Source organism: Pseudomonas sp. NFACC41-3 (genome assembly GCF_900109505.1).
Lineage (GTDB): Bacteria > Pseudomonadota > Gammaproteobacteria > Pseudomonadales > Pseudomonadaceae > Aquipseudomonas > Aquipseudomonas chlororaphis.
The window spans coordinates 1-14,053 of record NZ_FOAE01000006.1 but is presented as its reverse complement, the minus strand read 5'-3'; the positions used below and the strand labels follow the sequence as shown (position 1 = coordinate 14,053).

Annotated in this window: 9 protein-coding genes and 1 rRNA gene; 8 read left to right on the top strand and 2 right to left on the bottom strand. The window is 64.2% G+C overall.

Features of this window, described 5'->3' with window-relative positions; all coding sequences use genetic code 11:
* Positions 1-340: 340 nt before the first annotated feature.
* Genes BMY68_RS24750 through BMY68_RS24735 form a run of 4 tightly spaced genes read left to right on the top strand, consistent with a single transcriptional unit; the run spans position 341 to position 5,981 of the window.
* Complete coding sequence (locus BMY68_RS24750) at positions 341-1,117, top strand: DUF3050 domain-containing protein (protein WP_085533205.1); 777 nt, start codon at positions 341-343, stop codon at positions 1,115-1,117.
* Positions 1,114-2,043: a diiron oxygenase gene (locus tag BMY68_RS24745; RefSeq protein ID WP_009041565.1), complete on the top strand. Its 930-nt coding sequence runs from the start codon at positions 1,114-1,116 to the stop codon at positions 2,041-2,043. The genes BMY68_RS24750 and BMY68_RS24745 overlap by 4 nt, the downstream gene beginning before the upstream one ends.
* 15 nt (positions 2,044-2,058) lie before the next feature.
* Complete coding sequence (locus BMY68_RS24740; protein WP_085533203.1) at positions 2,059-5,493, top strand: non-ribosomal peptide synthetase; 3,435 nt, start codon at positions 2,059-2,061, stop codon at positions 5,491-5,493.
* Between the two features lie 23 nt (positions 5,494-5,516).
* Positions 5,517-5,981, top strand: coding sequence for an SRPBCC family protein (locus tag BMY68_RS24735; protein ID WP_062824083.1), 465 nt, complete (start codon positions 5,517-5,519; stop codon positions 5,979-5,981).
* 244 nt (positions 5,982-6,225) lie between these two features.
* Here BMY68_RS24735 and BMY68_RS24730 read toward each other — a convergent pair whose 3' ends face one another.
* Positions 6,226-8,106: a methyl-accepting chemotaxis protein gene (locus BMY68_RS24730; RefSeq protein WP_009041562.1), complete on the bottom strand. Its 1,881-nt coding sequence runs from the start codon at positions 8,104-8,106 to the stop codon at positions 6,226-6,228.
* Between the two features lie 312 nt (positions 8,107-8,418).
* On the opposite strand from BMY68_RS24730, the gene BMY68_RS24725 reads away from it, so the two are divergent.
* The 4 genes from BMY68_RS24725 (at position 8,419) to BMY68_RS24710 (ending at position 13,773) form a co-directional block, all read left to right on the top strand.
* Entirely contained in the window at positions 8,419-8,919 is a 501-nt protein-coding gene (locus BMY68_RS24725) for a sigma-70 family RNA polymerase sigma factor (RefSeq protein ID WP_009041561.1), read from the top strand.
* A 5-nt stretch (positions 8,920-8,924) separates the two neighbouring features.
* Positions 8,925-9,935: a FecR domain-containing protein gene (locus tag BMY68_RS24720; protein ID WP_085533201.1), complete on the top strand. Its 1,011-nt coding sequence runs from the start codon at positions 8,925-8,927 to the stop codon at positions 9,933-9,935.
* A gap of 103 nt (positions 9,936-10,038) precedes the next feature.
* A complete protein-coding gene (locus tag BMY68_RS24715) occupies positions 10,039-12,534 on the top strand; it encodes a TonB-dependent siderophore receptor (protein ID WP_085533199.1) in 2,496 nt (831 codons plus the stop codon).
* Positions 12,535-12,597: 63 nt separating this feature from the next.
* Positions 12,598-13,773: a PepSY-associated TM helix domain-containing protein gene (locus tag BMY68_RS24710; protein WP_085533197.1), complete on the top strand. Its 1,176-nt coding sequence runs from the start codon at positions 12,598-12,600 to the stop codon at positions 13,771-13,773.
* A gap of 187 nt (positions 13,774-13,960) precedes the next feature.
* Here BMY68_RS24710 and rrf read toward each other — a convergent pair.
* Positions 13,961-14,053, bottom strand: a 5S ribosomal RNA gene (gene rrf / locus BMY68_RS24705); the annotation flags it as partial.

The window sequence follows — 14,053 nt, the reverse complement described above, 5'->3', positions numbered from 1 at the left end:
GTCGCGCGACAAAAATACAAGTTAGAAAAGTATTATAAAAACAACTTGCTCGACACTTTCTCCTGTATTAGTTTTTTCTCCGCCGACATTAAACAACGTCGAGCAGCCGTTCATGAGCACCTGGAAAGCCTCGGCTTTATTGGCTCTCGCAAGCCCATAACGCCAAGACGACGGTTCTTTAACGGATAGACAGGCCAGCACTATAAAACTTTCCAGTTTATCAACTCAGGTTTGAGGCCCCTGTTCGCCCGCAATAAATAATTACTGATTAAAACGCCTATACGAGCCGCAACTAATCGGCCAATCAAACACATTTGAACATCTCAGACAGGTAGCCTAAATGAACGCCAGCAAAGAACTTCTCGACGCCCGCAAGGCCACACTCAGCGCCCATCCCATTTTTGCCGAAATCAACACACTCGCGGTTCTTCAACGCTTCATGCAGGCCCATGTTTTCGCCGTGTGGGACTTCATGTCGCTGACCAAGCGCCTGCAACAGGAACTGACCTGCGTGCGCCTGCCCTGGCTACCGCCGCGGGACCCTCGCGCCGCTCGGCTGATCAACGAGATCGTGCTCGGCGAGGAGTCCGACGATCGCCCCGGGCAAGGCCATTACAGCCATTTCGAGCTGTACCTGGACGCCATGCGCGAAGTCGGCGCCACCACCGGGGTCGTGGAACGCTTCGTCGCGCTGCAACAGGAGGGTGTGAGTTTCGACACCGCCCTGTACAGCGTCGACGCCGACCCGGCCGCCAGCGCCTTTGTCCGCCAGACCGTGCACACCGCCGTGCAGGCGCCGGCCCATTGCGTGGCGGCAGCCTTTCTCCATGGCCGGGAAAGCGTCATCCCGCGGATGTTCCAGCGCATCCTCGACGACTGGGGCATCGGCATCGAGCAGGCGCCGACCTTTCGCTACTACCTGCAACGCCATATCGAAGTCGACTCCGACGACCACGGCCCGGCCGCGGAACAGCTGCTGCAGCGGCTGGTGGCTGGCGACCCGCAACGCCAGCAGGAGGTGTACGCGGCGGCTATCGCCGCGGTGGACAGCCGCATCGCCCTGTGGGACGGGCTGCGCCTGAGCATGGCCGAATCGGCGATCGGGGTGAGCGCATGAACGCCCTCGACTACCAATCCTTCGCCGACACCTGGGAAGAGCGCGCGACCATCCGCACCCGGCCGCGGCGCATGCTCGAGGACGACGACAAGCTGATCTACCCCCTGAGCCGCCAGCCCCTGGTGCACAGCCAGGGCTTCCTCGACCACTGTGCCCATCTACGGGACTTCGTGCTGGTGCAAAGCCTCTACAAGTTCATCAACGACGTGGTGATCTTCGAGACCGAGCTGGTGGACAAGACCGCCCGCAACATCGCCAAGAATCGCTTCGCCATTGCCTTCCCCTTCGCCTGTCGCTACGACGCCATGACCGTGGTGGTGGACGAGGACTACCACGCGCTGGTGGCGATGGACTTCATGCAGCAGACCATCGCCATGAGCGGTATCGAGCCCATCGAGCTGCCCCGGGAAATCGAACTCAGCCGGGCCATCCCCGCCGCCCTGCGGCTGGCGCCCGACCACCTGCGCGACGCGATGGAGCTGGTCTGCGTGGCCATCGCCGAAAACACCGTGACCAACGATGTCGCCGCCTTCGCCAAGGACGACACGGTCAAGCAGTCGATCAAGGGCCTGATGGCCGACCATCTGCAGGACGAAGGCCGGCATTCGGGCTTCTGGTCGCGGCTGGTGCGCATCTATTGGCACGGCGCCAGCGATGCCGACCGCGCAGAGATCGCCCGGGTGCTGCCGGTGTTCATCGCCCAGTACCTGACCAACGACATTCAGAAGGACTTCGACTTGCGGCTGATCGAGCAACTGCCCGTCGCCGCCCCGATCAAGCAGGCGCTGCGCGAAGAAGCCGCCGCCCTGGCCTACCCGATCAACCGCCATCACCCGCTGATCGCCAACATCCTGCGCTTCTTGCGCAGCAGTTCGATGCTGGATTCGGCCTGCGTCCAGGACGCACTGGCCGACTACCTGCCCTAACGGAGGGACCCGAGCATGAGACGCCTCGACATTGTGTTGACGGGCCGCAGCCAGGCCCTGAACGAACTGGCCATGGAGCTGGAGCGCCACGGCCATCTGGTGCGAAAACTGGACTCGCCGCAGGCCATCGCCAACACCGAGGGGCTGCGGCCCCATCTGCTGATCGACGACGGCAGCCTGAGTGATTCACTGCCCCTCGCGGCGGACACCGCGCGCCTGGAATTGCGCATCGCCCTGATCGCCCAAGCGGCGCCCGGGCTGCCGCAGGTGCGCCTGTTCCACCGCCACGACGCTCGGCTGATCGAACAGGCAAGCCTGCCGCCGGAGGCCAGCGGCAACGGCCAGGCCCTGCGCGGCAGCGCGGTGGCCAGGCTGGTCGCCAGCACCGCGCGGCTGGTCAGCGGCTTTTCCCGCGGCGCGGCATTTTTCCAGCAGCTCGCGGCCCTGGATGAACCCAGCGAACCGTTGCTGGGCCTGGAGCGCCTGGACTCGCTGGCCTTCGAGCACCGGCACAACCCACAGCCGACACCGGCCTTGCTGCGCGAGATGCAGGTGCCGATCGTCCAGCGCCTCGACCAGAGCCTGCTGGCCTTCGCCCAGCGTCCGGCCTTGAACATCCAGGGCGTCGACTACAGCTACCAGACCCTGCATCGGCTGAGCCGCAACCTGCAGCGGCAGATGCTGCGACACCTGCCTCCAGCCTCTGCCCAACCACCGGTGATCGGCCTGTGCCTGCCCAAGTCGGCGGTGCTCTATGCCGCGATTCTCGCGACCTTCGGCTGTGGCGCGGTGTACCTGCCCCTGGACCCGGAGCACCCGGCGCAACGGCGGCGCTACATTCTCGACAACGCCGGCGCCGCCCTGCTGCTGCACGACGGCTGCGAAGACCTGGCCGACCTCGAGCTGGCGCAACTCGATGTGCGCACCCTGTTGCATGACGCCGCCGAGGACAGCCTCCCGCTGCTGCGCCAGGCGCGGCCACCAGAGGCGCCCTGCGTGGCGATCTACACCTCGGGCACCACCGGCCAACCCAAAGGCGTGTTGCTCAGCCAGGGCAATCTCAGTCACTTCTGCGCCTGGTATATCGACCATGTCGAGCTGGACCCAGACAGCCGGGTGCTGCAGTTCTCCACCATCAACTTCGACGCCTCGCTGCTGGATATCCTGCCCACCTTCCTCTGCGGCGCGCTGCTGGTGGTCCCCGACCAGGACCAGCGGCGCGACCCGCGGCAACTGCTGGCCCTGCTCCAGCAGCAGAAGGTCAGCCACGCCTTCCTGCCGCCGGCGCTGCTGAGCATCCTGCCCCTGGAGCAGCCGCTGGGCCTGGAGCATCTGGTGACCGGCGGCGACGTCTGCGAACCCTTCGTCATCCAGCGCCTGGCCGACCAGTGCGCGCTGCACAACATCTACGGCCCGACCGAAACCACGGTGCTGGCCACCACCCGCCGCCTGCGCGTCGACGACAACCCGCGCAACCTCGGCCTGCCGATCGCCAACAGCCAGGTGCTGATCCTCGACGAACAGCTGCAACCGCTGCCCGACCGCACTCCCGGCGAGCTGTACCTGGCCGGGCCGGGCGTCGGCCTCGGCTACCTGAACAACCCGGCGCTGAGCGCCGAACGCTACCTGACCCTGGACCTGCCGGACGGGCGCCGACTGCGGGTCTATCGCACCGGGGACATCGGCCAGTGGACCGACAACGGCATCGAGATCTGCGGGCGGCGGGACAACCAGGTGAAGATCCGCGGGTTCCGGGTCGAACCCGAGGAGATCGAGCATTGCCTGCGCGACGGCCAGCTGTTCCGCCAGGTGGCAGTGGTGATCGACGAGCAGCGGCGGATCCTCGCCTACCTGGCCCAGCCGAACGCCGCCGGCGACGCGCTGCAAACCCTGCGCGAGCAGGTGCGCCAGCGTTTGCCGGACTACATGCAGCCCAGCGCCTACATCGAGCTGCCGAGCATGCCCTGCACCGCCAACGGCAAGGTCGACCGCCGCGCCCTGCTGGCCCTGCCGCGTACCCCAGGCAGCAACCACCGGCGACGCCTGCCACAGAACGCCACTGAACAGCGCCTGCTGCAACTGTGGGCCGAACTGCTGGAACTGCCGGCCGAGGACATCGGCACCGACGACAGCTTCTTCAACCTCGGCGGCCATTCGATCCTGCTGTCGCGCCTGCTGCTGGCGATTCGCGAACAGTTCGGCCGCGGCCTGTCGATCAACCGCTTTATCGAGGCGCCGACCCTGAGCAACCTGGCGACCCTGGTCGACGGCGCCGCCCACGACGGCCCGGACACGTCCCTCGACCCGGTGTTCGCCGATGCCAACGCCGAACTCGACCTGCAAGTGCTGCCGGCCAGCCAACTGGGCGACGTGCGCAAGGTGCTGGTCACCGGCGCCAACAGTTTCCTCGGCGTGCACATCGTCCAGGCACTGCTGGAATGGGGCGCCAACGAGGTGGCGTGCCTGGTGCGGGAAACGCCCACGCAATCGGCCGCCGCACGTTTCACCCAGGCCCTGCGCGACAACCGCCTGGAGCATCTGGACCTGAGCCGGGTGCGGGTGCATGCCGCCGATATCAGCCAGCCACGGCTGGGGCTGGCGGCGGATGTGTATGAACGCATCGACCGCGAATACGGCGCGCTGGTGCACAACGCCGCCAACGTCAATCACGTGCTCGATTACCCGGCGCTGGCGCGCGACAACGTCGAGCCGCTGTTCGAGTGCCTGCGCCTGTGCGAAGGGCGCAGCAAGAAGGTCTTCAACTTCGTCTCGACCCTGTCCGCCTCCAGCAGCATCGACGCCCAGGGCCGGGTGCTCGAACAACCGCCCGCGGCCACCCCGCCGATCTACATCCGCAACGGTTACAACCTGTCCAAGTGGGTCGGCGAGCGGATCCTGCAACGGGCTCGCGAACAGGGGGTGTGGGTCAATCTCTATCGCCCGGGCAACATCAGTTTCAACAGCCAGACCGGGGTCTGCCAGCCCCACCGCAACCGCCTGATGCTGATGCTCAAGGGCTCGCTGCAACTGGGCCAGGTGCCGCAGCTGGCGATGAACTTCGACCTGATGCCGGTGGACTTCCTCGCCCGCTTCATCGCCTTCCACGCCAGCCGTTATCAGCCGGCCCACGCGGTGTTCAACCTGCACAACCCGCAGCCTTTGAGCTGGGAGGCCTATGTCGCCTCGTTCCGCGAAGCCGGGCGCGAGTTCCGCATGGTCAGCGTCGCCGACTGGCAGCGCCAGCTGGGCCGGGTCGACCGCGACAACGCGCTGTTCGGCGTCCTCGGCTTCTACCTCAACGGCTTCGAGGAAGACATCGGCGACATCTCGCTGATCGGCCACGCCAACGCCGAGGCCGGGGTGCGGCGCATGGGCGCCGACTACCCGCCCAAGGACCCGGCGCTGCTGCGCAAGGGCTGCCAGTACCTGAAAGACATCCGTTTTATCTGAACCCACCCACGCTGGAGAACACCATGAAAAACCTGCAACCCGACACCCTGATCAAGAACCCGAACGCCTGCCAGGTCCTGTCCACCGTGGACATCGGCGCCGATGCCCAAAGCGTCTGGAATATCGTCGGCAACTTCGCCGGCTTCCCGGCCTTCATTCCCGCGTTGTCGCACATCGAAATGACCGGCGAGGGCGTGCGCTCGGTGCGCAAGAAGTTCTTCCACGACGGCAACATCGTGATCGAGCAACTCAACTCTCGGGACGACCAGGCCCTGTACATGACCTGGAGCCTGATCTACGACACCCTGGGCATTGGCAATCTGTGGGCGGCCATGAGCGTCGAGGCCTTGCCCGGCGAACGGGCGCGCGCCACCTGGCGCATCGTCGCCGACCCGGCCGAAGGCGGTGCCGAGGTCGCGGCCTTCCAGGGATTCCTGCAGGGGTTTGCCGATGAGGCAATGGGCAATGTGCAAAGGATGTTCGAGTAACACTGGAAATACCCCTGTAGCCGCTGCCGTAGGCTGCGATCGACGCCGAAGGCGGCGCAAGGGCTTGAGATCGCTGAAGGCCTGCGGCCTTTTCGCAGCCTGCGGCAGCGGCTACAGGGGTTCGCAGACCGGTAGAGAGGGAGGCGGTCCGAAGTACGGCAAGGGGTGCCGATGGGCTGGTCGGACAGGTAAAAAAACGCGATGAGCCATACCGGCCTCATCGCGTTTTTCAGGGCAGTGCGGGTCAGATCTTGAAGCTGTCCACCAGTTGCTTCAGGCGGTTGGCCTGCAGCGACAGGGCATCGCAATCCTTCAGGGTTTCGTTGAGGTTGGCCACGCCCTGCTGGTTCAGCAGGTTGATCTGGCTGATGTCGACGTTGAGGGTTTCCACCACGGCGGTCTGCTCTTCGGTGGCGGCGGCCACCGACTGGTTCATGCCGTCGATCTCGGTGATGCGCTGGGTCACGCTGACCAGCCGCGCACCGGCCTGGTTGGCCACTTCGACGCTCTCTTCGCTGGACGCCTGGCTGGCGTTCATGGTCGATACCGCTTCGCGGGAGCCGATCTGCAGCGAGGTGATCATCTTGTGGATCTCCTCGGCCGATTCCTGGGTGCGATGGGCCAGGTTGCGGACCTCGTCGGCCACCACCGCGAAACCGCGACCGGCTTCACCGGCGCGCGCCGCTTCGATGGCCGCGTTGAGCGCCAGCAGGTTGGTCTGCTGGGAGATGCCTTTGATCACATCGAGGATGTGGCCGATGTTGTCGGTGCTGGCGTTCAGGGTTTCGATCTGGGTGCAGGACAGGCTGATCTTCTGCGACAGCTCGGTCATGGCCAGGATGGTTTGTTCCACCACCTGGCGACCATCGTCGGCCTGCTCGCTGGCGCCGCTGGCGTGCTGCGAGGCATCGGCGGCGTTGCGGGCGATTTCCTGGGTGGCGGCGCCCAGCTGGTTGATCGCCGCGGCCACGCTGTTGGTGCGCGCGCTTTGTTCGTCGGAGCCGATGATCGACGCGTTGGACGAGGCCATCACGCGCTGGGACAGGTCGTGCACCTGGCGGGTGGCCGAGGACACTTCGGAAATCGATGCGTGGATACGTTCCACGAACTGGTTGAACGAGCCGCCCAGTACGCCGAATTCGTCCTTGCTCTCCACCACCAGGCGGCGGGTCAGGTCGCCCTCGCCCTGGGCGATGTCCTGCATCGCGCGGCCCATGGTGGTCAGCGGACGCATCAGTACCTGGATCAGCAGGCTCAGCAGCACCGCAATCGCGGCCACGGCGATGAACATCGCCAGCAGCGCCGAGGTGCGGAACTTGCTCAGCGGGGCGAACGCCTTGTCACGGTCGATGGACAGGCCGATGTACCACTCGGCATTCGGCAGGCCGGTCACCGGGGTGAACGACAGGATGCGTTCCTGGCCGTTGAGCAGCACTTCCTGGGTGCCTTTCTGGATACGCACGTTGGCGCCCGGGTAGACATCCTTGAGGTTCTTCATCACCTGGTCCTTGTCCGGGCTGACGATCACCTGCCCGTCCGCGCTGACCAGGAAGGCATGGCCCAGGCCGCCGAAGTCCACCGAGTTGATGATCTTCACCAGGGTTTCCAGGCTCAGGTCTCCCCCCACCACGCCCAGCAGCTGGCCGTCCTTTTTCACCGGCATGGCGATGGTCACCACCAGCCCGCCAACGGCCGCCATGTAGGGCGGGGTCAGCATGGTCTTGTCGGCCGCCACGGCCTGCTTGTACCAGGGACGCTGACGCGGGTCGTAGCCGTCCGGCATCTTCGCGTCAGGCCGCTGGGTGAACACACCGTTGGCCTGGCCCACATAGGTGAACTGGAAGTTCGTGGTGAACGCCGGCTGGTCCACCAGCCCCGGGAAGTCGGCGTTGGCGCCCTGGTGGGCGACGTTCTGCGAGAGGTTCTCGAGCACCAGGATGCGTCCGCTCATCCAGTTCTGGACGCTGCTGGAAGTGAGGTCACCCGCCTGCTCGATGGACGATTCGAGGTTCTGGCGAATGGTGTTTCGCTGCAGATAGTCGTTGTACAAAGTGAACAACGCGAATGCCAGAACCACTACACCGGAGGCGGCCAAAAGGATTTTATGGCTGAACTTGAGATTCATGTCATGGGACTTCTTATGCCGAAAGTGGGGATGCGTACGGGATGCAACTTTCCATGTAACAACGCAGGCGGCGTTCTACGACCGCTCTACTTTGGTGCACGCATGGGTCTCACTGTCTGTCGGCACGAGACGGATAAATCTTAGCGATTTGTCAGAAATGTACTTGTTATCTGCAAAAAACCGCTGAACGGCAGGCTAGAGCGGTCGCGTCGGACTTTTCCGTAGCCGGTCGCCCTGCGGCTGTTGCAAAATCCCAACCCCTTGATGACAATGCGACTAATTATCATTTGTGACACCCGGGCAGTCGCATCCATGTCATCACCTGAGTTCGCGGTACAGGCGCTTTACAGCCATCACCATGGCTGGCTCAACACATGGTTGCGCAGCCGGCTGGGCAACGCCGCCGATGCCGCCGACCTGGCGCAGGACACCTTCGTGCGCCTGTTGCAGCGCACCGAACGCCTGGAACTCAAGGCCCCGCGCGCCTTCCTGCGGACCATCGCCCGCGGCCTGGTGATCGACCACTGGCGCCGTGAGGAAATCGAACGCGCCTACCTGGAAACCATCGCCCATCTGCCGCAAGCCCAAGCCCCCAGCGAGGAAGCCCGCGCCCTGGTGCTGGAGCTGCTGGAAAGCATCGCGCGCATGCTCGAAGGCCTGAAGCCGAAAGTGCGCAAGGCGTTCCTGCTGGCCCAGTGCGAGGGCCTGACCCACAAGCAGATCGCCGAACAGATGGGGCTGTCCCTGCGTTCGGTGGAGCGTTACGTGGCCGACGCGCTGTTCCACTGCTACCTGCTGCGCTATGAGGCTTGAGCGCTGTGGATAACCCCTCGATCAACCTGCGCCGGCCCGTGGACCCCAGGCACCTGGTGGTCAAGCAGGCCATCAACTGGATGCTGCGCCTGCGCAACAACGCCGGTACCCCCCGGCTGCTGCAGCAATGCGATACCTGGCGCGCGGCCCATCACGAGCACGAGCTGGCCTGGCAACGGGTGCAATCGCTGCAGCAGGAACTGCACAGCAACCTGCGGGCGGTGCCCGGTGCCCAGGTGGCCTTCGATACCCTGGAAAACAGCGCCCAACGCCTCGGCCGACGCCAGGCCCTGAAGCTGCTCGGCGGCGTCATGCTGGTGGGTTCTGCCGCGTGGCTGGGCAAGGAGCAACTGGCCTGGCAGCAATGGAACGCCGACTTCGCCACCGCCACTGGCGAACGCCGCGGCTTCCAGCTGCCGGACGGCTCGCGCCTGGAGCTCAACACCGACAGCGCCGCCGACATGGACTTCAATGCCCGGCAGCGGCTGATCCGACTCAGCCGTGGGGAAATCATGCTGACCTGCGGGCCAGACCCGCAGGCGAGCCCTTCCAGGCCGCTGCTGGTACGGACCCGCCATGGTCTGTTCGAAGGCTTCGATGCCAGTTTCGTGGTGCGCATGGAGGGCGACTGCACGCGCCTGAGCGTCACCGCCGGCAGCGTCGCCATTCATTCGCCGCACACCGCCGATGGCGCCTCGGCCCGGGTACAGGCCGGGCAAAGCTATCGGGTCAGTGCGTCCCAGGCGCTGCCGGTGCCACCGCTGGACATGGACGTGGGCGCCTGGGCCGATGGCCTGATCGTCACCCGCAATATGCGGCTGGCGGACTTCATCCACGAAGTCGGACGTTATCGCCACGGTTACCTGGGCTGTGCCGACGAGATCGGCGACCTGCGCCTGTCCGGCGTGTTCCGCCTGGAGGACACCGACAAACTGCTGGCGATCCTCCCGCAAACCCTGCCCGTGCGCCTGCGTTATCGCACCCGTTGGTGGGTCACCCTGGAACGTCTGGCCTGAGGCGCTGCAATTCGTTGAAATTTTTTTGGCGGCTTTTTCCCGTGAGTCCGGCTTAGACAGTAAGCACTTCCATCTGCCTTCAGCGACTCAACGGAACCCTTCCATGATTGTGCACTTCCACCACTCTTCTTCTGCACGGCCCGCCCTCGGCCTGCGCCATGCCGTGCGCGTGGCCCTGCTTTCCTCGGCGCTGGGCGTCGCCGCCTTGCCTTGCCTGGCACAGGCGGCCGAGTCTGGCGCGGCCAGCCTCAGCCACAGCTACAACATCCCCGGCGGCGCCCTGAGCGACGTACTCAACCGCTTCGCCCGCGAGGCCGGCATCACCCTGTCGATGACCCCGGCGCAGCTCCAGGGGCGCCAGTCCGCCGGCCTGAAGGGCGAGTACTCCACCGACCAGGCCCTGGGCCAACTGCTCAACGGCTCCGGCCTGGAAGCGCTGAGCCAGGACGGCAGCAGCTACGTGCTGCGGGCCTTGCCCGAGACCGGCGCCCTGGCGTTGCCGACCACCGACATCAAGGGTTTCGCCCTGGGCAATGCCTTGGGCAGCATGGAAGGCTACAACGCCACCCACAGCCAGATCGCCACCAAGACCAGTACCGCGCTGCTGGAAACCTCGCAAAGCGTCTCCGTGGTGACCCGCGAACAAATGGACGACCAGGGTTCGCAAACCGTGTCCCAGGCCATGCGCTACACCCCCGGCGTGCTGACCAACCCCTACGGCGCGACCCACAGGTACGACTACGTGGCCATGCGCGGCTTCAACGACGGCTCGGTGGACAACATCTACCTCGACGGCCTCAAGTCCATGGGCGACAGCGGCACCTACAGCACCATGCAGGTCGATCCGTACTTCCTGGAGCGGGTGGACATCCTCAAGGGGCCTTCGTCGGTGCTTTACGGCCGCAGCTCCCCGGGCGGCCTGGTGGCACTGACCAGCAAGAAACCGCTGTTCGAGCCCTACCATCAGATCCAGGCCACGGTCGGCACCCAGGGCCAGCGCGGCATGGGCTTCGACTTCAGCGGCCCGGTGGACGACGACAAGCGCATCGCCTATCGCCTGACCGGGCTGGCGGACCGCTCCGACACCCAGTTCGACCACAACAAGGAAAAACGCTACGCCCTGGCACCGACCCTGAGCATCGACTTCACCGATGACACCTCGCTGACCCTGCAGGCGTACCTGCAACACGATCCGGACGGCGGCTACCACAGCGGCATGCCGGCCGACGGTGCGTTGCACCCGCGCAACGGCCAGCGGATTTCCGAGAACTTCTTCGAAGGCGAACCGGGCATCGATCGCTATGAGCGCGATCAGCAGTCGTTCGGCTATCAGTTCGAACATCGCTTCAACGATGTCTTCACCGCGCGGCAGAACTTCCGCTACCTGGACTCCAAGGTGAAGCTGGATCAGGTCTACGGCTACGGCTGGACCACCCCGACCAGCAACGAGCTGAACCGCTACTACACCGGTGGCGACGAGAAGCTGCATGCGTTCATTGTCGACAACATGCTGCAGGCCGAATTTCTCACCGGCGCGACCAAGCACACGGTGCTGATGGGCGCGGATTACCAGCGGCGCAAGACAGTGGTGGACTGGACCAGCGGCTCCGTGGCGCCGATCAATGCGTTCGATCCGGTCTATGGCAACTCGGCCATCAGTTACTACGACCCGGTCAGCTATCTGCGTCGCCTCGAGCAGACCGGCGTCTACCTGCAGGACCTGATCGAGATGGACAAGTGGCGCTTCTCCCTGGGCCTGCGCCAGGACTGGGTAGAAACCTCGGACGAGAACCGCCTGGCCGAAGCCTCGCGCCCGGTGGGCACCGAAATCAATGACAAGCGCACCAAGCTGACCGGCCGCGCCGGGGCGCTGTACCTGTTCGATAACGGGTTGGCGCCTTACATCAGCTATTCCGAATCCTTCAACCCCAACTCTTACGCGGACAGTGCCGGCAACCCGCTGGCGCCTACCGATGGCACCCAATGGGAACTGGGCCTGAAGTACCAGCCACCGGGCACGGATGACCTGTACACCGCGTCGCTGTTCCGCATCGACCAGGAAAACCTGGCCACCAAGCTGCCCCAGGAAAACTTCTATCGCGCGGTCGGCGCCGTACGCTCCCAGGGCCTGGAACTGGAAGCGCACCTGCAATTGAACGACAACCTCAAGCTGCTCGGCAGCTACACCTTCACCGATATCGAGTACTCGAAGTCGATGATCAGCACCTTGAGCACGGCCACCGACATCATCGAGAACAAGGGCAACTCACCGACCCAGGCGCCGCGGCACATGGCTTCGCTCTGGGCCGACTACAAGTTCGACAGCGGCTCGCTCGACGGCCTGCGCCTGGGTGGTGGCGTGCGCTATGTCGGCTACAGCTGGGCGGATGCGGAGAACACCATGAAGGTGCCGTCCTACACCCTGTTCGATGCCTCCGTCGGCTATGACCTGGGCAAGGTCGGCCTGAAGGGGGTGGATGTCCGGCTCAATGCCAACAACCTGACCAACGAATCCTACATCACCTCCTGTGCCAGCCTGAGCTTCTGCTACATGGGCGAGGAGCGGAACGTCGCGGCCACGGTCAGCTACCAGTTCTAATCATTTGTCGTTCCCCCGAAGCCAGCGCACGCGCTGGCTTTGTCGTCTCTACGGGAAAATTCCATGCGCGCAATTCTGGTTCTACTGCATCGTTATATCGGCCTGGCCACCGCGGTGTTTCTACTGCTGGCAGGGCTGACCGGCAGCCTGCTGGCCTTCAATCACGAGCTGGACGAGTGGCTCAACCCGGGGTTCTACGAGGCCCCTGCCGAGGGTCAGGCACTGCCGCCTGGAAGCCTGGTCGACCGGGTGCAGACGCAGCATCCGCGCCTGCAGGTCTGGTACATGGAGTACCCCAATGAGCCCGGGCATACCGCACTGCTCGCGGCGGTTCCCCGTAACGATCCGGCCACGGGCAAACCCTTCGACGACCCCAACCAGGTGTTCTATCTGGACCCGGTCAGTGGCGAGCAGACCGGCAAACGGTTCTGGGGTGCCTGCTGTTTTCAGCGGGAGAATCTCATCCCCTTCATTCTCGAATTCCACTACAACCTGACGTTGCCGGGTAACTGGGGGCTGGTGTTGATGGGGCTGGTGGCGATCTTCTGGGTCATCGATTGCTTCATCGCCTTGTTCCTCACCCTGCCCCGTGGCCGGCCGTTCTGGAAGAAGTGGTCGACCGCCTGGAAGATCAAGGGCGGGCACGCCTATCGTCTCAACATGGATCTGCATCGCGCGGGCGGGTTATGGCTGTGGTTACTGCTGCTGCCGATAGCGATCAGCAGCGTGGCGATGAACCTGCCGAGCCAGGTGTTCAAGCCGGTGGTTTCCCTACTATCACCGATCGAGCCGAGCGTCTATGAAGCCCGTGGGCGCATGCCCAGCGATCAGTTGGGGGTTACCCGGCTCACCTATCAGCAGGCTTATGAACGGGCCCAGGAAGAAGGCAAACGGCTGGGCCTGACAGCAGCGATCGGCGAGCTGTATTACAGCTTCGAATACAACTTCTATGGCGCCGGTTTCGGTCAGCACGATACCGAGGCCCATGGTAAGTCGTGGCTGTTCTTTCATGGCACCGATGGGCACCTGTTGGGACAGGAGATCGCCGGGCAAGGCACCTTGGGCGAACGTTTTTATCGGCTGCAACTGCCGATCCATGGTGGCCGGATCATCGGCTTTACCGGGCAGGTACTTATTGCGGTGTTGGGGTTGGTGATTGCGGTGTTGTCCGTCACCGGGATCTACATCTGGTGGCGTAAATGGCTGGCCCGCAGAAGCAGCAAGATGCGTCAGCGGTGAGGTGAGGGATAGAGCGGAGGTGCTTCGCTCTGTTCTGATGTTGTGGAGCATAGGTTGGGGGCTGAAGGGGATTCAGCTCACCTGCTAGGTGACTTGGAGACCTGGCTTGGATGTAAGCCTCAAGGCTTTCAGGCGTACAAAAACAAAACCCCTGTCTGCGTCAGCAGACAGGGGTTTCGGAATTCAATCTTGACGATGACCTACTCTCACATGGGGAAACCCCACACTACCATCGGCGATGCATCGTTTCACTGCTGAGTTCGGGATGGGATCAGGTGGT